The organism is Streptomyces caniferus, assembly GCF_009811555.1.
GTDB lineage: Bacteria > Actinomycetota > Actinomycetes > Streptomycetales > Streptomycetaceae > Streptomyces > Streptomyces caniferus.
The window spans coordinates 3,464,847-3,488,818 of record NZ_BLIN01000005.1; the positions used below are offsets into that span (position 1 = coordinate 3,464,847).

Below are 23,972 nucleotides of genomic sequence, written 5' to 3' on the forward strand. Positions count from 1 at the left end.
GCCCGGTCGGTCCGGCCGGCTGCGCTGTCATCGTCAGACGGCGGCCTTCTTCAGCCGGCGCCGCTCGCGCTCGGACAGGCCGCCCCAAATGCCGAAGCGCTCGTCGTTGGCGAGCGCGTACTCCAGGCATTCGGACCGGACTTCGCAGGCGAGACAGACCTTCTTGGCCTCGCGGGTGGAGCCACCCTTCTCCGGGAAGAAGGACTCGGGGTCGGTCTGGGCGCACAGGGCGCGCTCCTGCCAGCCGAGCTCCTCATCCGCCTCCTCGACCAGCAATTCCTGGAACAGCTCGGTCATGTGCGCCCCTCGTCTGTCTTTACGTCCCCGTGATCAAGCCGTGATCGATTTCGGCTGAACGACACGAGTGAAATTACAAGTGTGGTGATCCGGGCCAGTCAAGCCGAGATCTGCTATTGGGCCTCTTATTCACTCGGCGGAACCAAGCGTGTGCGGAAAGTGTTCAAATCAGTAAAAACCAGGACACTTCCCCGGGCTTGCCACCTGGCACATCCTCGTCAGTCCTTTAAGACGCGATCAGGCGGCGTTCGCGTTGCACCCCGCGCGCCGAAGCGGGGGAGATCACAGACGGATCACGGGGCCGCAACGGCGTTTGGAGGTGCGGTTGCCGGTCGATGTCTCCGCGTCGCTCACTGCACAAACCTTTCTCCGGGCGGAGTAACCGGATGAGGTGAAAGATTTACGGCAAACCAGTCATCCAGTTGACATCGCGGCGTGAACCCGGTCTCCTTGACCGCATGCCAGTGACCCGCGCGCTCCGACTGACCCGTGCCTACGGGTCGCTCTGCGCTGCGCAGGCCCGCTGTCGCTGTTCCAGCTGTCGTAGCCACTGAGCTCCAGCTTTTTCGCTCGCACCACCCCGCAGCGCCCCTGCTCCGCGTCGCCGCGCCACGCCCCCCACAGGGAGAGCCCGCGCCGTGCGCCGCAGCGTCACCCCCGCACTTTTGCCGAGGACCCGAAACCCATGAACAGCGACGTCCAGATCGCCGGCGACCCGCTCGCCCTCCCCCACCTGCTGCCGCCCGTCCCCGCCCACCCCGCCACCGTCGCCGGCTTCGCGGGGCTGGCCCGCTCGATCGCCGCCGACCGCGCCTCCTGGGCACCGCTCGTCCGCTACGACACCACCACCCGCTGGTACCACCGGCTGCACTCCGTGGGACAGGAACCGGCCGGCTACGAGGTGTGGCTGCTGAGCTGGGTACCGGGCCAGGGCAGCGGGCGGCACGACCACGGGGCGTCCTCCGGCGTGCTGACCGTCCTGGAAGGCGAGTTGACCGAGCACACCGCGACCGGGCCCCGAACGCTCGCGGCCGGCGCCCAGCGGGTGTTCGCCCCCGGCTACGTCCACGAGGTCGTCAACGACGCGCTGACCCCCGCGGTCAGCCTGCACATCTACTTCCCCGGCCTGACCGATATGCCGATGCACCCCAGCCAGGCCACGGTCTCCGGGGGCGCGGCCGCCCCGTCCGAGGTACTGGCCCCCTGACACCGGGCCGCGGGCCCCTGCCATGCTGGGGCCATGCGAATCGTGGTTCTGGCCGGCGGTATCGGCGGCGCCCGCTTTCTGCGGGGACTGAAGGCAGCGGCTCCGGACGCGGACCTCACCGTCATCGGCAACACCGGTGACGACATCCATCTGTTCGGGCTCAAGGTGTGCCCCGACCTCGACACCGTGATGTACACCCTCGGCGGCGGCATCAACGAGGAGCAGGGCTGGGGCCGCACCGACGAAACCTTCCGGGTGAAGGAGGAGTTGGCCGCCTACGGCGTCGGCCCCGAGTGGTTCGGGCTCGGCGACCGGGACTTCGCCACCCACATCGTGCGGACCCAGATGCTGGGCGCCGGATATCCGCTCAGCGCCGTCACCGAGGCGCTCTGCGCGCGCTGGAAGCCCGGCGTGCGGCTGCTGCCGATGACCGACGACCGGGTCGAGACCCATGTCGCGATCACGGAGCCCGACAGCGACTCCGCCGCGGGGTCCGGCGAGCGCAAGGCGGTCCACTTCCAGGAGTACTGGGTGCGGCTGCGCGCCTCGGTGCCGGCGCATGCCGTGGTGCCGGTCGGCGCGGACCAGGCCAAGCCCGCACCGGGCGTGCTGGAGGCCATCGCCGAGGCGGACGTGGTGCTGTTCCCGCCGTCCAACCCGGTGGTCAGCATCGGGACGATCCTGGCGGTGCCGGGCATCCGTGAGGCCATCGCGGACGCCGGGGTGCCGGTGGTCGGTCTCTCGCCGATCGTCGGCGACGCCCCCGTGCGCGGGATGGCCGACAAGGTGCTGGCGGCGGTGGGCGTGGAGGCGACCGCCGCGGCCGTCGCCCGCCACTACGGCTCCGGACTGCTGGACGGCTGGCTGGTCGACTCCGTGGACGCGGACGCCGTGGCCGAGGTCGAGGCGGCCGGGATCCGCTGCCGGGCCGTGCCGCTGATGATGACCGACCTGGACGCCACGACGGCGATGGTGCGCGAGGCGCTGGCCATGGCCGAGGAGGTCCGGGCGTGAACGACGCCGCCGGGGTGCCCGCGTACCGGGTGTGGGCGCTGCCGGGGGTGCCGGAGGTGCGGCCCGGCGACGACCTCGTCAAGCTGATCGCCGCGGCGGCGGCCACCGACGGACTGCCGCAACTCGCCGACGGTGACGTGCTGTTGGTGACCTCGAAGATCGTCAGCAAGGCCGAGGGCCGGGTGGTCGAGGCCACCGACCGCGAGAGGGCGATCGACCGGGAGACGGTGCGGGTGGTGGCCCGGCGCGGCACCCTGCGCATCGTGCAGAACCGGCAGGGCCTGGTGATGGCCGCGGCCGGTGTGGACGCCTCCAACACCCCGTCGGGCACGGTGCTGTTGCTGCCGGAGGATCCGGACGCCTCGGCGCGCGCCCTCCGGGCGGGCCTGCGCACCGAGCTCGGCGTCGACGTCGGCGTCGTCATCAGCGACACCTTCGGGCGGCCGTGGCGCAACGGCCTCACCGACGTCGCCATCGGGGCCGCCGGGGTGCGGGTGCTGGACGACCTGCGCGGCGGCACCGACGCGTACGGCAATCCGCTGAGCGCGACGGTGGTGGCCACCGCCGACGAACTGGCCGCCGCGGGCGACCTGGTGAAGGGGAAGGCCGCCGGGCTGCCGGTCGCGGTGGTGCGCGGACTCCCCCACGTCGTCGAGGAGTCGGGCGACGGCGCCGGGGCACGTGCCATGGTGCGCGGCGCCGAGGACGACATGTTCCGGCTGGGCACCTCGGAGGCCGTACGCGAAGCGGTGACGGGGCGGCGCACGGTCCGCGCCTTCGGCGACGCGCCGGTGGATCCCGGGGCGGTCCGGCGGGCGGTGGCGGCGGCGCTCACCGCTCCGGCGCCGCATCACACCACACCGTGGCGGTTCGTCCTCCTGGAATCACCGGAGGCGCGGACCCGGCTGCTGGACGCGATGCGGGACGCCTGGATCGCGGATCTGCGCGGCGACGGAAAGTCGGAGGAGTCCATCGCCCGGCGGGTGCGGCGGGGCGATGTGCTGCGCGACGCCCCCTATCTGGCGGTGCCGTGCATGGTGACGGACGGCGCGCACCACTACCCCGACGCGCGGCGCAGCGCCGCGGAGCGCGAGATGTTCGTCGTGGCCCATGGCGCGGGCATCCAGAACTTCCTGGTCGCGCTGGCGGGCGAACGCCTCGGCTCCGCCTGGATCTCGTCGACGATGTTCTGCCGGGACGTGGTCCGGGAGGTGCTCGGGCTCCCGGAGGACTGGGAGCCGATGGGGGCGGTGGCCGTCGGGCATCCGGCGACGGCACCGGCGCCCCGTCCGGCGCGGGCCGCCGACGACTTCATCGCCGTGCGCTGACCTTCGCCATCGTCGTGCGCTGACCTGCGCCTTCGTCTGCGCCGACCTGCGCCCCACTCCGGGGTCAGAGGCGGGCGATGTCCCCCACGGGGAAGCGCGGGGCGCGGCGCGGCGGGACCCGGCCGGACAGCAGGATCAGCCGGGCCGCGCGGTGCCGCTGCCCCTCGTAGGGGGCGAGGAGTTCGAGCATCTCCTCGTCGGTGGTGCCGCGGCGGCCGGTGAGGGCATAGCCGATGATCTTCGGCAGATGCAGATCGCCGACCGTGATCGCGTCCGGTGCGCCGAGGGTGCGCTGGAGGGTCTCGGCGGCCGTCCAGGGGCCGATGCCGGGGAGGGCCGTGAGCCGCCGGGTGGCGTCCGCGAGGTCCATCCGCGCGGCCTCCTCGATCCGGCGGGCGGCCCGCACCGCGCGCAGGATCGTGGACGAGCGCTTGGCGTCGACGCCCGCGCGGTGCCACTCCCAGGAGGGGATCAGCGCCCAGCCGCGCGGGTCCGGCATCACCCGCATCCGCTCCCAGGGGCCGGGGGCGGGCTCGCCGTGCCGCCACAGCAGGAGCCGCCAGGCGCGGTAGGCCTCGTCGCTGGTGACCTTCTGCTCCAGGATCGAGGGGATCAGCGACTCCAGCACCAGACCGGTCCTGGCGAGCCGGACGCCGGGGTGGCGGCGGCGGGCCTCGTGGACGATGCGGTGCCGGGCGGTGAGTTCCGCCGGGTCGTCGAACTCCCCCAGCAGGCCGGGCAGCTGGTCCAGCAGCCAGTCGGCGCCCGGCCCCCAGGCCTCGGCCTCGACCCCGCCCGAGGACGGGCGGGCGGCGAGGCGCAGGGTGCCGGGGCCCTGGGGCGTACGGCAGGCCCGCCACAGCTCGCCGTCGCGCACCGCGAACGCGGGGTCGCCGGGGCCGCGCTGCAGCACGCCCAGCGTGCGGTGCAGGTCGAACGGGCCGGGCGGAAGCCAGGTGCGGGCGGGCATGCGGCCAGGTTAGGCGATAGGGCCGGGGCGGTGCCGGGGCCTGTGGACAACGGCGTCGGGCCCCGGTGCCCGGCCTACTGGTCGGAGGAGAAGCGCACCGAGCCGGCCGGGATGTCGGCGTCGCACCAGATGCGGATGCCGTCGCGCAGCTCGTTGTCGGCGCCGATCCGCGCGCCGTCCCCGACGACCGCGCCGTCCAGGACCGTACGGGCCCCGATGCGCGCGCCGGCGCCGATCAGCGAGTCGCGGATCCGGGCGCCCTCCTCGACGACGGCGCCGTCGAGGACCGCGCTGCCGTCGATGCGGGCGCCGGCGCCGATGACGGCGCGCGGCCCGACGACGGTGCCGCCGGTGAGCTTGGCGTCGCCGGCGACCTCCGCGGTCTCCAGGACCAGGCGGTCGCCGCGGCGGCCGGGCACGGCCGGGGACGGGGCACGGCCCATGACCAGGTCGGCGGAGCCGCGGACGAAGGCCTGCGGGGTGCCGAGGTCGAGCCAGTAGGTGGAGTCGACCATGCCCTGGAGGTGGGCGCCCTCGGCGAGCAGACCGGGGAAGGTCTCGCGTTCGACGGAGACCGGGCGGCCGGCCGGGATGGTGTCGATGACCGACCGGTTGAAGACGTAGGCGCCCGCGTTGATCTGGTCGGTGACGATCTCCTCGGGGGTCTGCGGCTTCTCCAGGAAGGCCGTGACCCGGCCGGTGTCGTCGGTGGGCACCAGGCCGAAGGCGCGCGGGTCCTCGACCCGGGTGAGGTGCAGCGAGACATCGGCGCCGGAGGTGCGGTGGGTGTCGACCAGGGCCGCGATGTCCAGGCCGGTGAGGATGTCGCCGTTGAAGATCAGTACCGGGTCGTCCGGGGCGGAGTGCAGCCGCGAGGCGACGTTGCGGATGGCGCCGCCGGTGCCCAGCGGCTCGTGCTCGGTGACGTACTCCAGGTGCAGCCCCAGCTCCGACCCGTCGCCGAAGTACGGCTCGAAGACCTCGGCGAGGTAGGAGGTGGCGAGGACGATGTGCTCGACACCGGCGGCCCGGGCGCGGGCCAGCTGGTGGGTGAGGAACGGCACGCCGGCCGCCGGGACCATGGGCTTGGGCGTGTGCACCGTCAGCGGGCGCAGCCGCGTGCCCTTGCCACCGACCAGGAGGATCGCTTCAGTCACTGTGCCCTCTGTCTGTTCGCTTCTCCGCCCCGCGCAGCGCAGCGGGGCGACTCTCATCGCCGAGCACAGCCCGTCGGCTGCGCGTGCGGCGCTCTCGGTGTCTTCTCTGCTTCCTGCTGGGTCGGCCGATCGGCGGACCAGTGTAGGCAGACAGGACATCCGGGCGCCCCCGGCGGTGGAACCGGCCCCGTGCTGTTCAGGCCACGGTGCGGCACCGAGCCGGGGCGCGGGCGTCGTGGCCGTGAGGACGCGTCAACGGCGGGGAAGGTTCAGTGGTTCCGGCGCCCCGCACCGCGCCGAACACCCGCAAAACCGCGCATGACCACCCGATTCACCGCGGCGGGTCAGCGGCCCTGGAGGTCGGCCGCGGCGCGACGGGTGGCACCGAGCTTGTTGTAGAGGTGCAGGCCCGGACAGTCGGTGGTGAAGCCGTCGCGGTGGCCGGAAATGACGTGCAGCGGGACCTTGGCGCCCTTGGGGAAGCGGTTGCCGCCGGCGGACAGCAGCTTCGTCATCTTGCGCGGATCGACGCCGTAGAGGCCGAGCTTCCACGCCGTCAGACGGGCGATGGCGTCGACGGCGGGCCGGGGCGGCTCGATGTCGGTGAAGGTGCCGAGGACGGCGATGCCGGTGCTGTCGGCGTTGAAGCCGAGGGTGTGGGCGCCCATGACGGGCTTGGCGACGCCGCCCGCCCGGCCCTCGTAGACCGTGCCGCACTTGTCGATGAGGAAGTTGTAGCCGATGTCCCGCCACCCGTTGCTCTTGACGTGGAAGCGGTACATGGCGCGGATCATCGCGGGCGCCTCGTCGCAGCTGTAGTCGTTGCCGGAGCCGCTGTGGTGGACGAAGGCGGCGCGGACGGTGTGGGTGTAGGTGAAGGCCTTCTCCCGCAGCTCCTCGTCGGCGCCCCAGCCGGCCCGGGTGACGATCCGGGGACGCGCCCCGACGTAGGCGCGATCCGGGGACAGCAGGCCGGCCGCGGCGAAGTCGGCCAGGGAGGCGACCTGGTCGAGGGCCGGGATCTCGGTGGCGCCGAGCGGGGCGAGCAGGGCGTTGGCGGCGGAGGCCGCGGCCGCCCCCGTGCTGATGGGGGCCGGTGGGTCGGCGTGCGCCCCGCGGAGGGCGCGCGGGGTCCGGCCGGGGTCGACGAGTTCCAGGCGCAGCCCGGCCGGGACGGTGGCCCGTGCGCGGTCGCTGCTCTCGGGGGTGATCCGCAGTTGGACGGCGTCGGAGTCGCCGACCCACAACGGAGCGGTGCTGCCCCTGACGGCGCTGCCGTGCCGTTCGGCGGAGCCGGGGTCGGGGGCGTCGTCGTTGTGGACCTGGATGTCCCGCCAGTCGGACCAGCGGGTGGTACCGGTGGCGCGGGTGCGGACCTGGACCCGGCCGTGCAGCGCTGTGGCGGCGTCGTCCCAGACCACCCCGAGGAGGGAGAACGGGTGCACGGTGCGGGCCGGCAGGCCGAGCGTCCTGGGCGCCGGCACCGTCGCGGAGTCGCGGTCGGTGGCGTCCGGGGCGGCTGCGCCGGGCGTCGGCACGGGCAGGGACTGGGTGCTGCCGGGCAGATCAGGGGTGCTCGTGGCGCGCGGCGCGGCGGCCGGGGCGGGGGCGGCAGTCGCACCGGCCGCCGACGCGAGGGGCAGAGCGAGGGCGGCGGTGCACAGGGCGCCGAGGCAGCTCACGAGGAAGGGGCGCATGGATAAAATCCTGGACATGTCCGGACCGAACGCGCCAACGGTGACCTGACGGGGCATCGGCCGATCCGGTGGCCCGGAACCACTGCGCCCGGCCCACCGCCAACCGCCGCCGCGCGTACCCTGGCCGCGATGAACGCCACCGATCGCACCCCCGCCGACCTGCTGAGTTCCGCGCTCGCCGCGGACCCGGCCCGCCCGCTGGTGACCTTCTACGACGACGCCACCGGCGAGCGCGTGGAACTGTCCGTCGCGACCTTCGCCAATTGGGTGGCCAAGACCGCCAACTACCTCCAGGGCGATCTGGCCGCCGAGCCCGGCGACCGGCTCGCGCTGCTGCTGCCCGCGCACTGGCAGACCGCCGTCTGGCTGCTGGCCTGCTCGTCGGTGGGCGTGGTGGCCGAGGTGGACGGCGATCCGGCCGCCGCCGATCTCGTCGTCGCCGGGCCCGACCGGCTCGATGCCGCGCGGGCCTGCTCCGGGGAGCGGGTGGCACTGGCGCTGCGCCCGCTGGGCGGCCGTTTCCCGCAGCCGCCGGAGGGCTTCGCGGACTACGCCGTCGAGGTGCCGGGCCAGGGCGACCGGTTCGCGCCGTTCGCGCCGGTGGACCCGGCGGCCGCGGCCCTGGTGGTGGGCGGCGAGGAGCTGACCGGCGCCGGGATCGTGGCGCGGGCGCTGGCCGACGCGGGGGCGGCAGGGCTGCCGGAGGCGCCGCGGGTGCTGTCGGGACTGCCGTACGACACCTGGCAGGGCCTGGCCTACGGGCTCTACGCCCCGCTGGCGACCGGCGGCTCCGTGGTGCTGTGCCGCCACCTGGACCGGCTGGACGCGGAAGGCGCGGCCACCCGGGAGAGCAGCGAGAAGATCACCTGCAAGGCGCCGGCGCCGCGCTGAGCGGCGCTCCCCCGTCCGGCGGACCGGTGGCGCCCCGTGGCGGGCCGGTTCGCCCGTTTCGGTCCAGGATCTTGAGTACGTACAACCATGCGCGGGGTTCGCCCGTCTCCAGTTCCGTCCGGGCCCTCGTGCGCGCGCGACGCCGACTCCATGAGGGATGGACGCACAGGTGACCGATACCCCCGAGCCTCCCCGGTTCGCCGGCTGGGACGAGCGCCCGGCCACGGGGCCGCGACCGGACCGGCCGGGGCCGCCGCGCGTCCCGCCGTACCGCCGGCGCTGGCGGCACTGGGCCGCGCTCGGGGTGGTCGGGATCATGCTGGCCGGGGCCGGGGCGGGCTGGGCGGTGTACGCCAAGCTCGACAGCAACATCCGTACCGACAGCGCCACCGAGAAGGAGCTGCGGAAATGGGAGTCCGAGCGGCCCCCCGCGGGCCCGCCGAACGCCGCGAACGTGCTGCTGATCGGCTCCGACAGCCGCACCGGCAACAACGGCCGGTACGGCCACGACGGCGGCCAGCGCTCGGACACCACGATGCTGCTGCACCTCGCGGCGGACCGGAAGAGCGCCACCGCGGTGAGCATTCCGCGGGATCTGATGGTGGACGTGCCGCACTGCAAGCGCCCGGACGGGACGGAGACCGCACCGCTGACGACCCAGTTCAACGGGGCGTTCGCGGCCGGCGGCGCGGCCTGCATGATCCGCACGGTCGAGAAGCTGACCGGCATCCGCATCGACCACTACTTGATCATCGACTTCATCGGTTTCAAGAAGATGGTGGACGCGGTGGACGGCGTCGAGGTCTGCCTCCCCCGGCCGATCCACGACTCCGCGGCGCAGCTCACCCTGCCCGCGGGCCGGCAGACCCTGCACGGTGAGGCCGCGCTCGGATACGTACGGGCCCGCAAGAGTCTGGGCAACGGCAGCGACACCCAGCGTATGCAGAGGCAACAGGACTTTCTTGGCGCTCTCGTGAAGAAAGTGCAGAGCAATGGTGTCCTGCTCAATCCGGCCCGGCTGTATCCGGTGTTGGATGCCGCGACGAGTTCACTGACCACGGACGCCGCGCTGGCATCCCTGAAGGGGCTGTACGAATTGGTGCGCAGCACCCGCAGCATTCCCACCGGCCGGGTCCAGTTCATGACCGTGCCGCGCCGGGAGTACCGCTACGATCCCAATCGCGACGAGCTGGTCCAGCCCGACGCCGGCCGGCTCTTCGGTCAGTTGCACAACGATCTTCCGGTTACCGTGAAACCCCCGCCCGACACCGGGGGGAAGCCGGTCCGCGCGGGAGGCGGAAACCTGGCCGGCCGGACGGACGGAGCACCCTCCCCGTCACCGAGTTCGGCCTCGGCCTTTCCCAGGACGATGGCGGAACGCGGGATCTGCGAATAAAGATGCCGCAAAGTACACCCGGCGACTCGAATGGATTGGGCGGATTGCCCAGTTGTAGGCAAGTGGAATTTGTCACGAGCGTCGCGGGGCGCTGAACTGGGCGGATAGTGTGAGCGATCCGGTCGCAGGACCAGCTGACCGATGATCGACGACCAAGCAATGCACGATCGACCGACCCGAGCGCCTTGAGGGGATGGCGCCGCGTGGCACCGACGGAGGATTCAAGGCACCGTGGACGCGCAAGGCCGTGGGCGGGCGGGCGACAACAATGTCGATCCCGCCGATCAGTGGGTGTTCGACGCGAACACCGGCAACTACGAGCTGCGACTTGACCCTGCCGGTCAAGACGCCGCTCGGCCCGCCGACCGCAAGCCGGCCGGCTCCAGACGTGCCGCGAACAAGTCGGGCGGCGACACCGACACCCGGCCGCTGCCGACCCAGCGCGGCCGCCGGGGCGAGGACGCCGATGCCGACGAGCGCGCCGGTGGCGGACGGGCTGCCCGACGGGCGGCCGGCAGCCGCACGGCCTCGCCGTCCGTGGCGGGCCCGTCGAGCCGCCGCAAGCGCAAGCCGAAGGCCACCGGCAAGAAGAAGGCGCTGTACTGGACGGCCGGTGTGCTGGGCTTCGTGCTCGTCGCCGGCTGCGGTGGCGCGTTCTACCTCTACCAGCAGCTGAACGGCAACATCTCCAAGGTCGATGTCGGCGTGGAGAACGACGCGGTCTCCAGCGGCCCGGTCAACGTCCTCATCATCGGCACGGACGCCCGCTCCGGTAAGGGCAACTCCGGCTACGGCGACGCCGGCAGCGTGGGGCACGCGGACACCACGATCCTGATGCACATCTCCAAGGACCGGACGAACGCCACCGCGCTGAGCATTCCGCGCGACATGATCACCGACATCCCGACCTGCCCGACGAAGCAGAAGGACGGCTCCACGAAGAACATCCCCGGCGAGCACGGGGTGCGCTTCAACACCAGCCTGGGCCAGGAGGGCCGGGACCCGGGCTGCACCTGGCGCACCGTCGAGAAGCTGACCGGGCTGAAGATAAATCACTTCATGATGGCCGACTTCAACGCGGTCAAGGACCTGTCCACCGCGGTGGACGGCGTCGAGGTGTGTGCCGGCAAGGACATCAACGATCCCAAGTCGCACCTGAAGTTGAAGGCCGGCCGGCACATCGTCAAGGGCGAGCAGGCGCTGGCCTTCGTCCGCACCCGGCACACCGTCGGGACCGGCAGCGACCTGAGCCGCATCCAGTTGCAGCAGCAGTTCCTCAGTTCGCTGATCCGCAAGCTGAAGTCCAGCGCCTTCAGCAGCCCCGGCAAGCTCTACGACGTCAGCCAGGCGGCGACCAAGGCGCTCACCGTCGACACCGGTATCGGTACGGCGAACAAGCTCCTGGACTTCGGCACCGACCTCAAGAAGGTCGACATCGACAAGGTCACCTTCGCCACGGTGCCGGTGCTGGACAACCCCGACGACCCGGCCACCGTCATCCTCAACAAGACCGCCTCGGACCCACTGTTCGCGATGGTCCGGGCCGACCACACCCTCGCCAAGGGCAAGAAGGGCAAGGGCAAGAAGTCCGCTCCGGTGAAGAAGGCCCCGCCCGAGCAGGTGCGGGTCGACGTCACCAACGGCGGCGGACCGATCGGTTCGGCGCAGGAGACCGTGGACTGGCTGCAGAACAGCAAGGCCGCCAAGCTCTCCACCAACGCCGGCAACGCCCCGGCGAAGCTGGCCGCCACCCGCCTCGAGTACGCGCCCAACCAGGCCGACCAGGCCGCCACCCTGGCCGACTGGATGGGGCTGCCCAAGAGCGCGCTGAAGAAGTCGTCGCACAACGCCGGTGACCGGGTCCCGATGAAGCTCACCCTCGGCAAGGACTTCAAGGCACCGGGCACACCGGTCGACGCGCCGACCGAAACCCCGGACGGGGTGCAGAACGTCAATGCAGATGACAAGAACGTCTGCGCGAAGTGACCTGAGCGGGATCCGGCCGCCCCGCCGAGGCGCCGAGCGCACCATCGGACACAGAACGGGGAGAGGGCCCAATGCGGCAGAGCAGTGTGCGTGGTGACCGATCACGCCGACGGCGCCAGCCGGACGCACAGGAGCTGGGCTGGGACGACGGTCTCTACGACGACAAGGGGCTGCCGCCGGACGCACCCGGCTGGACGCCCCCCGCGGAGGGCGGTGTGTCCTCCGGTGACGGGGGCGGGGACGGCACCGCGGAGGGCGGCCACCGCAAAGGCGGCGGGCCGCGCCGCGGCAAGGGCCGCAAGGTGCTGCGCTGGACCGCCCTCACCCTCACCGTCCTGATAGTGGGCGGCGCGGGCGCAGGGTACTGGTACTACGAGCACCTCAACGCGAACCTGCGCAAGGCGCCGCGGTCCCTGGCCGGGGACGGCCTGAAGAAGCCGGACCCCAACGCCTTCGGGCAGAGCCCGCTGAACATCCTGCTGCTCGGCTCGGACGGCCGGAACAGCAAGGAGAACATCAAGCTCGGCGGCGCCCGGCAGGACGCGGACCGCAAGCCGCTCGCCGATGTGCAGATGCTGCTGCACGTCTCCGCGGACCGCAGCAACATGTCGGTGATCTCCATCCCGCGCGACACCCGTGTGACGATCCCGCAGTGCACCGACCCCAAGACGCACCAGGTGTATCCGCAGACCTCCGCGGCCATCAACCAGTCGCTCCAGCACGGCGGTCCGGGCTGCACGCTCGCCACCTGGCAGGAGCTGACCGGTATCTACATCGACCACTTCATGATGGTCGACTTCTCCGGCGTGGTGGACATGGCGGACGCCATCGGCGGCGTCCCGGTCTGCGTCGACAGCAACGTCTACTCGCACGACAGCAAGGGCCACGGCAGCGGGCTGAAGCTCACCAAGGGCACCCACTCCGTCAAGGGCATCCAGGCCCTGCAGTGGCTGCGCACCCGCTACGGCTTCGAGGACAACACCGACATCGGCCGGGCCAAGGCCCAGCACATGTACATGAACTCGATGGTCCGCCAGCTGAAGAAGGGCACCAAGCTCACCGACCCGGGACAGCTGCGCGACCTGGCGGAGGCCGCGACCAAGGCGCTGACCGTCGACGACGGCCTCGACACCGTCAAGAAGCTCTACGACCTGGGCGGCGACCTCAACCGGGTGCCGACCAAGCGCATCACGATGGTCACCATGCCCTGGCAGTACAGCTCCGACGAGTCGTACGTCATGCCCAAGCCCGGCGACGCGGACGCGACCTTCGGGCTGCTGCGCAACGACACCGCGCTGGACGGCAAGGACAAGAAGAAGAAGGCGGCGCCGGACCCGAAGGCGTCGACGCCCAAGGGCGAGCTGAAGGTCGTGGTGCAGAACGGCACCAACAGCACGGTGAACGGCCCGGTCTCCGGCCGCGCGGCGGTCGTCCAGCAGCGGCTGTCCGGCCTCGGCTACACCGCGGCGGCCACCGACTCCGCGCTCACCACCCAGACCGATACCACCGTCACGTACCGGGACAAGGGGCAGCGGGGCGACGCGCTGGCGCTGGCGAAGGCGCTGGGGCTCCCCAAGAGCGCGGTGCGGGAGTCCAGTTCGGCCACCGGGATGCGGCTGGTGATCGGCAACGACTGGCGCAACGGCTCGGCGTACCCGAAGAACGCGGGCGCCGACAAGGGCGCCGACAAGGCCCCGGACAGCGCGGACGCCCTCAACGGCGAGGACTCCAAGGCCTGCATGAAGGTGAACCCGCAGTACAGCTTCTAGGGCGCGAAATGCCGCCGGGCCCGGCCCGGTTCGTGGTTCACCGGCCATCACCACAGGGATCAGCGGGCGCGTTCCCGATACCTCCGGTATGCCCAAATGGTCCCCTGCCCGTGATGACGTGCTTGCGACGTTCTGGCATGAGGCAAGCCACTCATCACAGTTGCTCGCCCTGCGGCTTCTCACTAGCGTGATCTTCGCTTATGCGCGTGACCAGGCGCATAAGGGAGGACCGCGTGGTCCGTGCCGCACGAATCCGGCCACGGTCCATGACGGGGACCTCACACACGTATCAGCCATGAGAGACGGGGAACAGCGCATGCGTCACAGCAAGTGGATCCAGCGAGTCGCGGTAACGGTGGGCGGCACCGTCGTGGCGGCGGGCGCACTGCCGCTCGTCACCGCCGGCCCGGCGTACGCAGGCAACTACTACGACTGTGTCCAGTACCTGCGCCACAAGGGCTACTTCATCGACGACAACGGCGTGGCCGCGGACTCGTGCCGGATCGCGGAGCGGGGCAAGGGCTCGGCCAACTCTCTGTCCATCTGCGCGTCACGGCTCGAGAGCCTCCACGTCAAGTGGGAGGACGCCAAGCCCGCTTGCCTGCGTGCACGACCGTGAGTGCTTCGCCGAGCTGACGAACGAGGCCGGGCCCTGCCCTGGGATACGCAGGGCCCGGCCTCGACAGCAACCATCGGATCGTGCGGCCGACTGCCCGGTGGTCCCTGACAGTGCGGCCCCGGGGACCGGCTACTCCGCCCCGGCCACCGGCGCCATGACCGCCGGACGGCGGCTGGCGATGACCCGCTTGGCGAGGGAGCGGGGGCTGGTCAGGAAGCCCAGGCCCCAGGCCATGTGCATGGTGGCCAGAGCGAGGGGGATCTGGGCGCGCGCCTTGAGCGACAGGCCCTTGCCGGCCGGCACCGACCCCGCGGCGATGGCCGCGAGGTAGCCGGCCGGGACGACCAGGCCCCAGGGGGTGACCGCGGCGCCGACCACCAGACCGGCGGCGATGGCGCAGACCGCGGTCGGCGGCGCGAGGTAGCGCAGGTTGATCGAACCGGCGTGGTAACGGGCGACGACGTGGCGCCACTTGCCGTAGTCCTTGTACTGCTTGGCCAGCGCCTTGACGCTCGGCCGCGGGCGGTACTGCACCCGCAGCTCGGGCGAGAACCAGATCTGCCCGCCGGCCTCACGGATACGGAAGTTCAGCTCCCAGTCCTGGGCGCGGATGAACTCCTCGTTGTACCCGCCCTGCTGCTCCAGCACCTCGCGGCGGAAGACGCCGAGGAAGACGGTCTCGGCCGGGCCGGCCTGCCCGCCGGTGTGGAAGGCGGCGTTGCCCACGCCGATCTTGGAGGTCATCGCGGCGGCGACCGCGTCCTCCCAGGCGTTCTCCCCCTCGGCGTGCATGATGCCGCCGACGTTCGCGGCGCCGGTCTCCTCCAGGAGGCGCACGGCGGTGGCGATGTAATTCGGCGAGAGCATGCCGTGGCCGTCGACGCGCACCACGATCGGGTGCCGGGAGGCCTTGATCGCGGCGTTCAGCGCGGCGGGGGTACGGCCGGTCGGGTTCGGCACCGTGTGCACCCGGGCGTCCTCGGCGACGAGCTCGGCGGCGATCTCGTCCGTACGGTCCGCGGAGGGGCCGAGGGCGATCACCACCTCCATCTCACCGGCGTACTCCTGCTCCAGGATGTGCCGGACCGAATTGCGCAGGTGACGTTCCTCATTGAGCACCGGCATGATCACGGAGACGGCCGGGGGCTGCTGCTGCGGCATGGTTCCTCGGGGGTACGGCCCGCGGCGGAGCCGCCAGCGACGGCAGCGCCCGCCGGGAGACTGCAGAATCGCGCCTCACGTTACCGCGAATGGGGGACGGCGTCGGACGCAGCCGGGTGGCCGGGCGGCGGATGCCCGGCGTGTAGCACTTTGCATCCGATCATATGGACCTACGGTGATCTCGCCGGACAAGCCCTGATTCGTCCCCTGCCCCGTCCTGCCCCGCTCCCCCGCCGGGCCCCGAGCACGCCCGTCCAGCCGCGGAGGTGTCCCCCGTGACCGCGCCGTTCCGCTCCCCCCGTCCGGCCAGGCGCCGGGCCGCCCGGCCGAGCCCGCGCCGGCGCCCGCCGGGCACGCGCTGGGGGCTGCGGATCGCCGCCGTCACATCCGTGCTGCTGCTGGCCGCGAGCGGCGTCGGGCACGCCGTGGTCACCGGCGTGGAGAGCGGGATCGGCCGGGTGGACGCCTTCAAGGGCATGAGCGACCGGCCCGGGGGCGGCGACGGGCTGAACTTCCTGGTCGTCGGCACGGACGGGCGCGACAAGCTGAGCCCCGCCGAGAAGCGGAAGTACCACTTGGGCGGCGCGCCCTGTCACTGCACCGACACCCTGATGCTGGTGCACCTCTCCGCCGACCGGGACCGCGCCAGCGTGGTCAGCCTCCCCCGCGACTCCTATGCCGAGGTCCCCGCGCACACCGACGCGGTCACCGGCCGGCAGCGCGCCCAGCACGCCATCAAGCTGAACGCCGCCTACGCCGAGGGCGGGCCCAGCCTCACCGTGCGGACCGTCGAGCACATGACGGGGGTGCACATCGACCACTATCTGGAGGTCGACTTCACCAGCTTCATGCGCAGCGTGGACGCGGTCGGCGGGGTGGAGATCTGCACCGTACGGCCGTTGCGCGACAGCTATACGGGCCTGGACCTGCCGGTCGGCAAGTCGCGGCTCAACGGCGGCCAGGCGCTGCAGTACGTGCGCTCGCGGCATGTCGACGGCTCCGCCGACCTCGGCCGGATGCAGCGCCAGCAGCGCTTCCTCGCCGCCCTCATCCACAAGATCACCTCCTCCGGAGTGCTGATGAACCCGATCCGTTTCCGGGACGTCGCCGACACGATGCTGGGGTCCGTACGGGCCGACTCGGGCTTCGAGGCCAACGACCTGGTCGATCTCGGGCAGGCGATGCGCGGCTTCACCCCCTCGTCCTCGGAGTTCACCTCCGTACCGCTGGCCAACGTGGCCCAGCCGGTGCCGGGAGTCGGCTCGACCGTGCGGTGGGATCCCGCGCAGGCGCCGAAGCTCTTCCAGGCGATCCGCGAGGACAAGCCGATCGCCGAGCACCGGGACCGCGCGGAGCCGCGGGCCAGGGTCGTGGACGTACCGCCGGGCCAGGTCCAGGTACAGATCGACGACGCCACCGCCCCGACCGGCCCGGACGCCGCGGTGACCAGGGAGCTGCGGGCCACCGGCTTCGCCGTCACCGGCGCCCCCGGCGCCGCCCCCCTCGGCCGGGCGCCCCGCACGGTCATCGTCTACGACCCGCGCTGGGACCGCTCGGCCCGCTCGCTGGCCGCCGCACTGCCGGGCGCCGAGCTGCACCCGGTGGCGGGGCGGGGACCGGCGATGCGGGTGACGGTCGGCCGGGACCCGCAGGAGGTACGGCGGGTACGGGCCGAGGAACCGCCGCAGAAGCCGGGCGGGATCTCGGCGATCACCGGCGACGAGGCGGTGTGCCCATGAGCGGGCGCGGCGAGCTCATGAGCGACGGGCGCGCACCCCGCGCAGGCGGGGGCGGGCGGAGCGAGGGGGCGGCATGAGTGTTCCCGCGCCCCGCCGGACCGCGCCGAGGCCGCCCGCCCGGCGTCCGGAAGCGCGCCGCGACGCACGCCGGATCGCGGTGGCCGTCGGGGTGCTGTGCCTGGTCGCGGCCGTCGCCGCCGCGCCGCCCGCGCCCCTCGAACCGACCGGCTGCGGGGACCTGGTGCGCGGTCAGCTGTGTCTGCGCGGTCCGGTGGGGGCCGACGGCACGTACACCGCGACCTACCGGCGGCTGGGGGCGACGGCGTCCGGGGCGGACGAGATCCTCGTGCGGCTCGGCTATCAGCGCAAGAACACCCGGATCACCGCGTTCCCCGGGTGGTTCGGCACCCGGCGGACGCAGGGCGGCACGGTGGTGCTGAGCGGCCGGGTGGAGATGCTCGCGGACGAATGCATCCGGGGCGTCATGGAGCGCGGCGAGGCGGTGTACGTCACGAAGTGGAGCTGCAGTTGAGATCCCGGACGTCCCGGGTGTCCCGGACGTCCTGAGAGGAGCGCATCGTGTGGCAGGTTGTGCTGGGCATCACCCCCACGACGGTGACGCTCTTCCTGGTCCTGGCGCTGGCCCTGGCCATGGGGCTCGCCCTGTGGACGGCGCTCGCCCCCGGCAGCGTCGCACCGCGCGGCACGGCCCGGGTCCTGCTGGCCGGCTGGCTGCTGCTGCTCCTGGTGGCGACGCTCGCGCCGAGCCAGCCGATCGGCTCCGGGGACGCGACGGTGTGGTGGCGGCCCGGTGAGGGGCTGTTCGACCTGGGCGCCCAGCTGGAGCCCGGGGAGCTGTCGATGCTGGTGCGGCGGCAGCTCGCCAATGCCGCGCTGTTCGTGCCCGGCGCGCTGCTGCTGCGGTTCGCGGTGCCGCGCACCTCGGCCGCCGCGGCGTTCCTGCTGGGCGTGGGGCTGTGCCTGGCCGTCGAGGCGGCACAGCTGCTGATGCGGGCCGGGCGGATCGCCGACATCGACGATGTGATCTGTGCGGCGGCCGGCACCGTCATCGGCACGGGACTGGCACTGCTCGGCCGGCTGACGGTCGCCGTTATGCGTCGTCGAGGCCTTCCGCGGCACGCCGTTCGCGCAGCTCCATGATCGCGCGGCGCCGGGCGAGACGGTGCGTCCGGCGGATCTGTGCCTCCTGGTAGCGGCGCTTGTCGCGCTCGGTCTCGGGGAGCACCTGCGGCACCCGGCGCGGCTTGCCCTGCTCGTCGACGGCGGCGAAGACCAGGTAGGCGGAGCCGACCTGCTGGGCCGGGCTCGATTCGTTCCAGCGCTCGGCCAGGACCCGTACGCCGACCTCCATCGAGGAGCGGCCGGTCCAGTTGACCTGGGCGCGCACATGGACGAGGTCGCCGATCCGGATCGGTTCGAGGAAGGCCATCTCGTCCATCGAGGCGGTCACGGCGGGTCCGCCGGAGTGCCGGCCGGCCACGGCGCCCGCCGCGTCGTCGACGAGTTTCATGATCACGCCGCCGTGCACCGTTCCCAGGAGGTTGGTGTCGCCCGCCGTCATGATGTGGCTGAGTGTGATGCGGGACACGGATGTGGGCTTGCCCGCCACCTCGTCCTCGGGGCTGTCGGTGACGAGTTCGGTCATACGGCAAGCCTAAGCGGCGGCCGTGCGCCGCCGCCCCGCCCCGATCGTGAGACTGGTCTCGCCGTTCCCGCAGGTCCGTGACACAGGTCTCACCCTCCTCGCCGGTAACCATCCGGAATGGTTGGTTCCATTCGTGCAGGTCGGAATGGTCACGGCCCCGTGCGGTATGCGGCGGAAGGCAGCTGTGGCTTTGCATCAGCTCTGCAACAGCCCTGGCCCGATCCGGCACCCGCTCTATGGAGGACCCCCGTACGCCGTGCACACTTCCCCGTATGAATGAGTGGCCCAATGGGTGGTCCGGCGACCAGAGCGGCAACCGGTACGGACACGGCAGCGGCAGCAGCGAGCCGGAGGGTGCGCGCGCGATGCCACAGGTGCGTCGCGACGCGGGCCCCGGCTATCAGCGGCATGAGCCCCCGCTGCCGCCGTCGATGTCCCCGCGCCGCGGCGCGTCCGTGCCGCCGCAGCAGTCCCAGGGCTACGACGACGCGTACGACGGCTACAACACCGGCCAGGTCTACGGCGGCGGCCGTGGCGGCGGCGGTGACGGCTACGGCGACGGTCCCGGCCGCGGCGGCCGGCCGCGCCCCCGCTGGGGCAAGCGCATCAAGTGGACGGTCATCACCCTGGTCGCGGTGCTGGCGGTCGCCTCGGTGGCCACCTATTTCTGGGCCGACGGCCAGCTGCGCCGCAAGGTGGACCTGAGCAAGGTCATCGACCGGCCGGAGGCGGGCGACGGCACGAACTACCTGATCGTCGGCTCGGACAGCCGTGAGGGCATGTCCGCGGCGGACAAGCGCAAGCTGCACACCGGCTCCGCCGAGGGCAAGCGCACCGACTCGATGATGATCCTGCACGACGGCAGCAACGGCCCGACGCTGATATCCCTGCCGCGTGACTCGGACGTGGAGATACCCACCTACGTCGGCTCGGACTCCGGCAAGAAGTACCCAGGCACCGGACGGCACACCAAGCTCAACGCGGCCTACGCCGAGGACGGCCCGGAGCTGCTGACGCGCACCGTCGAGTACAACACCAAGCTGCACATCGACCACTACGTCGAGATCGGCTTCGCCGGCTTCGCCAACATCGTGGACGCCATCGGCGGCGTCGAGATGGACATCCCCAAGGCGTTCAAGGACAAGAACTCCGGCGCCGACTTCCCGGCCGGCAAGCAGACGCTCAACGGCCAGCAGGCGCTCGCCTTCGTCCGCACCCGGCACGCCTTCGCGGGCCAGGACCTGGACCGTACGAAGAACCAGCAGAAGTTCCTGGCGACCCTGGCGAGCCAGACGGCCACCCCCGGCACCGTCCTCAACCCGTTCAAGCTCTACCCGACGATGAGCGCCGGCCTGGACACGCTCATCGTCGACAAGGACATGGGCCTGTTCGACCTGGGCAGCATGTTCTTCGCGATGAAGGGCGTGACCGGCGGCGAGGGCAAGTCGATGAACATGCCGATCTCCGGCTCCACCGGCGGCAACCTGGTCTGGGACAAGGCCAAGCTCCACCAGCTGGTCCAGCAGCTGAACAACGACGAGAAGGTCACGGTCTCCGGCAACTGACCGGCGGCCCGGCACAAGGAGAGGGGCCCCGGACCGCAGTGGCGGTCCGGGGCCCCTCTCCTTGCTTCCGTCCGGCTTACTGCGGCAGGTTGCGCGCCATCACGATGCGCTGGACCTGGTTGGTGCCCTCGTAGATCTGCGTGATCTTGGCGTCCCGCATCATCCGCTCGACCGGGTAGTCACGGGTGTAGCCGTAGCCGCCGAGCAGCTGGACGGCGTCCGTGGTGATCTCCATGGCCGCGTCCGAGGCGTAGCACTTGGCCGCCGCGCCGAAGAACGTCAGGTCCTCGCCCTTGCCGCCGGCGGAGATCCGCTCGGAGCGGGCCGCCGCGGCGTAGGTGAGCTGGCGGGCCGCCTCCACCTTCATGGCCATGTCGGCGAGCATGAACTGGACGCCCTGGAAGTCGCCGATCGGCTTGCCGAACTGCTTGCGCTCCTGGACATAGCCCTTGGCGTAGTCCAGGGCGCCCTGCGCGATGCCGAGCGCCTGGGCCGCGATGGTGATGCGGGTGTGGTCCAGGGTCTGCATGGCGGTGGCGAAGCCGGTGCCCTCGGCGCCGATCATGCGGTCGGCGGGGATCCGGACGTTGTCGAGGTAGACCTCGCGGGTCGGGGAGCCCTTGATGCCGAGCTTCTTCTCCGGGGCGCCGAAGGAGACGCCCTCGTCGCCCTTCTCGACGACGAAGGCCGAGATGCCCTTGGAGCGCTTCTCCGGGTCGGTGACGGCCATCACCGTGTAGTACTCGCTGACGCCGGCGTTGGTGATCCAGCGCTTGACGCCGTTGAGGATGTAGTGGTCACCGTCGCGGACGGCCTTGGTCTTCATCCCGGCCGCGTCGGAGCCGGCGTCCGGCTCGCTCAGGCAGTACGAGAACATCGCGTCGCCCTTGGCCAGCGGGCCGAGGTACTTCGCCTTCAGCTCCTCGGAACCGGAGAGGATCACCGGGAGCGAGCCGAGCTTGTTGACCGCCGGTATGAGGGAGGACGACGCGCAGACGCGGGCCACCTCCTCGATGACGATGACGGTCGCCAGCGCATCGGCGCCCGCGCCGCCGTAGGCCTCCGGTACGTGGACGGCGTGCAGGTCGTTGGCGACCAGCGCGTCGAGCGCCTCCTGCGGGAAGCGGGCCTCCTCGTCCACCGCGGCGGCGAACGGCGCGATTTTCGCCTCGGCGAGCGAGCGCACCGACTCGCGGAGCATGTCGTGCTCCTCGGACGGCCGGTACAGATCGAAATCAGCGGTTCCCGCCACGCTTTCTCACTCCCCTGTGAGCTGACGGCAGTGCTAACTACCGTTAAGTAACCCTTTACCTCTCCGGATTCTAGGCGCCCACCCCGGCCTGCGGATACGTGAGGTTGCCGACAGTTACGGACCTGCCGCCGCGACGGCTGGAGGAGGCTCTCCCACCCCCGACTATGCTCGGTCAGCGCCGTTTTCCCCAGCCCCCTCCCCCGACCCCGCCCGTCACCCGACCACCGCCCCTCAAGGTCGGCGCTCCGCGCCGCATCCCCCGTTTATTTGGAGCATCCATGGCCCTCAAGATCACCGTGATCGGCACCGGCTACCTCGGCGCGACCCACGCCGCGGCCATGGCCGAGCTGGGCTTCGAGGTGCTGGGGCTCGATGTGGTGCCCGAGAAGATCGAGATGCTGCAGCGGGGCGAGGTCCCGATGTACGAGCCCGGCCTGGAGGAGCTGCTGCGCCGCCATGTCGACGGGATCGAGGGGTCGACCGGCAGGCTGCGCTTCACCACCTCCTACGAGGAGGCCGGCGCCTTCGGCGATGTCCACTTCGTCTGTGTGAACACCCCGCAGAAGCACGGTGAGTACGCCTGTGACATGTCGTACGTGGAGAGCGCCTTCGACGCGCTGGCCCCGCACCTGACGCGGCCGGCCCTGGTGGTCGGCAAGTCGACGGTGCCGGTGGGCAGCGCGGCCCGGCTGGCCGAGCGGCTGACCGCGGCCGCCCCGGCGGGCGCCGACGCCGAGCTGGCCTGGAACCCGGAGTTCCTGCGCGAGGGCTTCGCCGTCAAGGACACCCTGCACCCCGACCGGATCGTCGTGGGCGTCGCCGGCGGGCGGGCCGAGGAGCTGCTGCGCGAGGTGTACGCCACCCCGATCGCGGAGGGCTCGCCCTTCATCGTCATGGACTACCCGACGTCCGAGCTGGTCAAGACCTCCGCCAACTCCTTCCTCGCCACGAAGATCTCCTTCATCAACGCCATGGCCGAGGTGTGCGAGGCGGCCGACGGCGACGTGGTCAAGCTCGCCGAGGCCATCGGGCACGACGACCGGATCGGCAAGAAGTTCCTGCGGGCCGGTATCGGCTTCGGCGGCGGCTGCCTGCCCAAGGATCTGCGGGCCTTCATGGCCCGCGCCGGCGAACTGGGCGCCGACCAGGCCCTGACCTTCCTCCGCGAGATCGACTCCATCAACATGCGGCGCCGCGGCCACATGGTCGAGCTGACCCGGGACGCGGTCGGCGGCGGCTTCCTCGGCAAGCGGGTCGCCGTCCTGGGTGCGACCTTCAAGCCGGACTCGGACGACGTCCGCGACTCCCCCGCGCTCAATGTCGCCGGCCAGATCCACCTCCAGGGCGGCCAGGTGACCGTGTACGACCCCAAGGGCATGGAGAACGCCCGGCGGCTCTTCCCGACGCTGGCGTACGCGGACAGCGCGCTGGAGGCGGTGCGCGGCGCGGACGTGGTGCTGCACCTGACGGAGTGGCGCGAGTTCCGTGAGCTGGACCCGGCCGCCCTGGGCGAGGTGGTCGCCGAGCGCCGCATCCTCGACGGCCGCAACGCCCTGGACCCGGAGCTGTGGCGCAAGGCGGGCTGGACGTACCGCGCGCTGGGGCGTCCGCGGGCGTGACCCCCGGACCCGGCTACTCGGACTCCGCGCGTCTGGCGCGGTAGGTCCGCATCTTCGCCCGGCTGCCGCAGACCGCCATGGTGCACCAGCGGCTGCGGCCGGCCGGGCTCTTGTCGTAGAAGACCCAGCGGCAGTCATGGGCCTCGCAGGCCTTGAGCCGCGTCCAGGTGCCGTCGGCGACCGCGGTCGCGATGCCCGCGGCGATACGGGCGGTGACCTGCGCGGCGCCACCGAGCCCCGGCGCCGGGCGCAACGCGGCACCGCCGTCGGGACGTACCGCCAGGACGAGCGGGGCGGCGGCGAGCAGCCGGTCCAGCGTCCGGGCGGCCAGCTCCGGCACGGCGGTGCCGGCGGTGTGCGCCAGACAGACCTCCCGCAGCGCCTCACGCAGCTCCCGCAGCTCCTCCAGCGCCGCCGATGCACCGCGCCCCGGGGCGGGTTCGGGCACCCCGTGGTCACGCAGAAAGGCGCCGAGGCCGCCGTCGGCGGTCAGCGCGTCCGCACCGGTCTCGATGTCGAGGGTGTTCACCAGATCCTGCACCTGCCGCAGGGAATCCGGAGCTGTTCGGGATGCCACCCTTGCCACGTTACCGATACTCGGCCATCATGCGGTAACGCAGTTACCGGTTAAAGCGATAA

The 23,972-nt window shown here is 71.9% G+C and carries 21 protein-coding genes; 13 read left to right on the top strand and 8 right to left on the bottom strand.

Features of this window, described 5'->3' with window-relative positions; genetic code table 11:
- Window positions 1–33: 33 nt before the first annotated feature.
- Window positions 34–297 carry a WhiB family transcriptional regulator gene (locus tag Scani_RS31610; protein ID WP_003983763.1) on the bottom strand — a complete coding sequence of 88 codons (264 nt, stop codon included), beginning with the start codon at window positions 295–297 and terminating at the stop codon, window positions 34–36.
- A 685-nt stretch (window positions 298–982) separates the two neighbouring features.
- Between Scani_RS31610 and Scani_RS31615 the strand changes: the two genes are divergently transcribed.
- From Scani_RS31615 to Scani_RS31625, 3 genes are read left to right on the top strand one after another with little or no spacing between them, the layout of a single operon-like run.
- On the top strand, window positions 983–1,504 hold the full coding sequence (locus tag Scani_RS31615) for a cysteine dioxygenase (protein ID WP_159481172.1): 522 nt from the start codon (window positions 983–985) through the stop codon (window positions 1,502–1,504).
- 33 nt (window positions 1,505–1,537) lie between these two features.
- Complete coding sequence (gene cofD, locus Scani_RS31620; protein WP_159481173.1) at window positions 1,538–2,518, top strand: 2-phospho-L-lactate transferase; 981 nt, start codon at window positions 1,538–1,540, stop codon at window positions 2,516–2,518.
- On the top strand, window positions 2,515–3,846 hold the full coding sequence (locus Scani_RS31625; RefSeq protein WP_159481174.1) for a coenzyme F420-0:L-glutamate ligase: 1,332 nt from the start codon (window positions 2,515–2,517) through the stop codon (window positions 3,844–3,846). The genes cofD and Scani_RS31625 overlap by 4 nt, the downstream gene beginning before the upstream one ends.
- A gap of 64 nt (window positions 3,847–3,910) precedes the next feature.
- On the opposite strand, the gene Scani_RS31630 is transcribed toward Scani_RS31625, so the two are convergent.
- The 3 genes from Scani_RS31630 to Scani_RS31640 all read right to left on the bottom strand — a co-directional run bounded on the left by Scani_RS31630 (window position 3,911) and on the right by Scani_RS31640 (window position 7,670).
- Entirely contained in the window at window positions 3,911–4,816 is a 906-nt protein-coding gene (locus Scani_RS31630) for a DNA-3-methyladenine glycosylase family protein (protein WP_159481175.1), read from the bottom strand.
- Window positions 4,817–4,890: 74 nt separating this feature from the next.
- Complete coding sequence (gene manB, locus Scani_RS31635) at window positions 4,891–5,973, bottom strand: mannose-1-phosphate guanylyltransferase (RefSeq protein WP_159481176.1); 1,083 nt, start codon at window positions 5,971–5,973, stop codon at window positions 4,891–4,893.
- Window positions 5,974–6,317: 344 nt separating this feature from the next.
- Entirely contained in the window at window positions 6,318–7,670 is a 1,353-nt protein-coding gene (locus Scani_RS31640) for a peptidoglycan recognition protein family protein (protein ID WP_159481177.1), read from the bottom strand.
- 129 nt (window positions 7,671–7,799) lie between these two features.
- Between Scani_RS31640 and Scani_RS31645 the strand changes: the two genes are divergently transcribed.
- The 5 genes from Scani_RS31645 to Scani_RS31665 all read left to right on the top strand — a co-directional run bounded on the left by Scani_RS31645 (window position 7,800) and on the right by Scani_RS31665 (window position 14,331).
- Window positions 7,800–8,561, top strand: coding sequence for a TIGR03089 family protein (locus Scani_RS31645; RefSeq protein WP_159481178.1), 762 nt, complete (start codon window positions 7,800–7,802; stop codon window positions 8,559–8,561).
- Window positions 8,562–8,730: 169 nt separating this feature from the next.
- Window positions 8,731–9,957, top strand: coding sequence for an LCP family protein (locus Scani_RS31650; RefSeq protein WP_246296263.1), 1,227 nt, complete (start codon window positions 8,731–8,733; stop codon window positions 9,955–9,957).
- 231 nt (window positions 9,958–10,188) lie between these two features.
- A complete protein-coding gene (locus Scani_RS31655; RefSeq protein ID WP_159481180.1) occupies window positions 10,189–11,943 on the top strand; it encodes an LCP family protein in 1,755 nt (584 codons plus the stop codon).
- A 71-nt stretch (window positions 11,944–12,014) separates the two neighbouring features.
- On the top strand, window positions 12,015–13,712 hold the full coding sequence (locus Scani_RS31660) for an LCP family protein (protein WP_159481181.1): 1,698 nt from the start codon (window positions 12,015–12,017) through the stop codon (window positions 13,710–13,712).
- A gap of 316 nt (window positions 13,713–14,028) precedes the next feature.
- The gene (locus tag Scani_RS31665) at window positions 14,029–14,331 is read left to right on the top strand and encodes a hypothetical protein (protein WP_159481182.1); all 303 of its coding nucleotides are present in this window, start codon (window positions 14,029–14,031) and stop codon (window positions 14,329–14,331) included.
- Window positions 14,332–14,460: 129 nt separating this feature from the next.
- Here the strand turns inward: Scani_RS31665 and Scani_RS31670 are convergent, their stop codons facing one another.
- Complete coding sequence (locus tag Scani_RS31670) at window positions 14,461–15,561, bottom strand: glycosyltransferase family 2 protein (RefSeq protein WP_503827401.1); 1,101 nt, start codon at window positions 15,559–15,561, stop codon at window positions 14,461–14,463.
- Window positions 15,562–15,767: 206 nt separating this feature from the next.
- Here Scani_RS31670 and Scani_RS31675 point away from each other — a divergent pair, with 206 nt between their 5' ends.
- The 3 genes from Scani_RS31675 (at window position 15,768) to Scani_RS31685 (ending at window position 18,392) form a co-directional block, all read left to right on the top strand.
- On the top strand, window positions 15,768–17,231 hold the full coding sequence (locus Scani_RS31675; RefSeq protein ID WP_159481184.1) for an LCP family protein: 1,464 nt from the start codon (window positions 15,768–15,770) through the stop codon (window positions 17,229–17,231).
- Between the two features lie 73 nt (window positions 17,232–17,304).
- The gene (locus tag Scani_RS31680) at window positions 17,305–17,763 is read left to right on the top strand and encodes a hypothetical protein (protein WP_159481185.1); all 459 of its coding nucleotides are present in this window, start codon (window positions 17,305–17,307) and stop codon (window positions 17,761–17,763) included.
- Between the two features lie 47 nt (window positions 17,764–17,810).
- Complete coding sequence (locus Scani_RS31685) at window positions 17,811–18,392, top strand: VanZ family protein (RefSeq protein ID WP_167538164.1); 582 nt, start codon at window positions 17,811–17,813, stop codon at window positions 18,390–18,392.
- On the opposite strand, the gene Scani_RS31690 is transcribed toward Scani_RS31685, so the two are convergent.
- A complete protein-coding gene (locus Scani_RS31690) occupies window positions 18,343–18,897 on the bottom strand; it encodes an acyl-CoA thioesterase (protein ID WP_159481186.1) in 555 nt (184 codons plus the stop codon). The genes Scani_RS31685 and Scani_RS31690 overlap by 50 nt on opposite strands.
- A 272-nt stretch (window positions 18,898–19,169) precedes the next feature.
- Here Scani_RS31690 and Scani_RS31695 point away from each other — a divergent pair, with 272 nt between their 5' ends.
- Window positions 19,170–20,462: an LCP family protein gene (locus tag Scani_RS31695; RefSeq protein WP_159481187.1), complete on the top strand. Its 1,293-nt coding sequence runs from the start codon at window positions 19,170–19,172 to the stop codon at window positions 20,460–20,462.
- A gap of 76 nt (window positions 20,463–20,538) precedes the next feature.
- Here Scani_RS31695 and Scani_RS31700 read toward each other — a convergent pair whose 3' ends face one another.
- Window positions 20,539–21,714 (bottom strand): acyl-CoA dehydrogenase family protein, encoded by a 1,176-nt coding sequence (locus Scani_RS31700; RefSeq protein WP_159481188.1) that lies wholly within the window; start codon window positions 21,712–21,714, stop codon window positions 20,539–20,541.
- A 278-nt stretch (window positions 21,715–21,992) separates the two neighbouring features.
- Here Scani_RS31700 and Scani_RS31705 point away from each other — a divergent pair, with 278 nt between their 5' ends.
- Window positions 21,993–23,333 carry a UDP-glucose dehydrogenase family protein gene (locus tag Scani_RS31705; protein WP_159481189.1) on the top strand — a complete coding sequence of 447 codons (1,341 nt, stop codon included), beginning with the start codon at window positions 21,993–21,995 and terminating at the stop codon, window positions 23,331–23,333.
- Window positions 23,334–23,346: 13 nt separating this feature from the next.
- Here Scani_RS31705 and Scani_RS31710 read toward each other — a convergent pair whose 3' ends face one another.
- The gene (locus Scani_RS31710; RefSeq protein ID WP_167538165.1) at window positions 23,347–23,910 is read right to left on the bottom strand and encodes a CGNR zinc finger domain-containing protein; all 564 of its coding nucleotides are present in this window, start codon (window positions 23,908–23,910) and stop codon (window positions 23,347–23,349) included.
- Window positions 23,911–23,972: the final 62 nt, after the last annotated feature.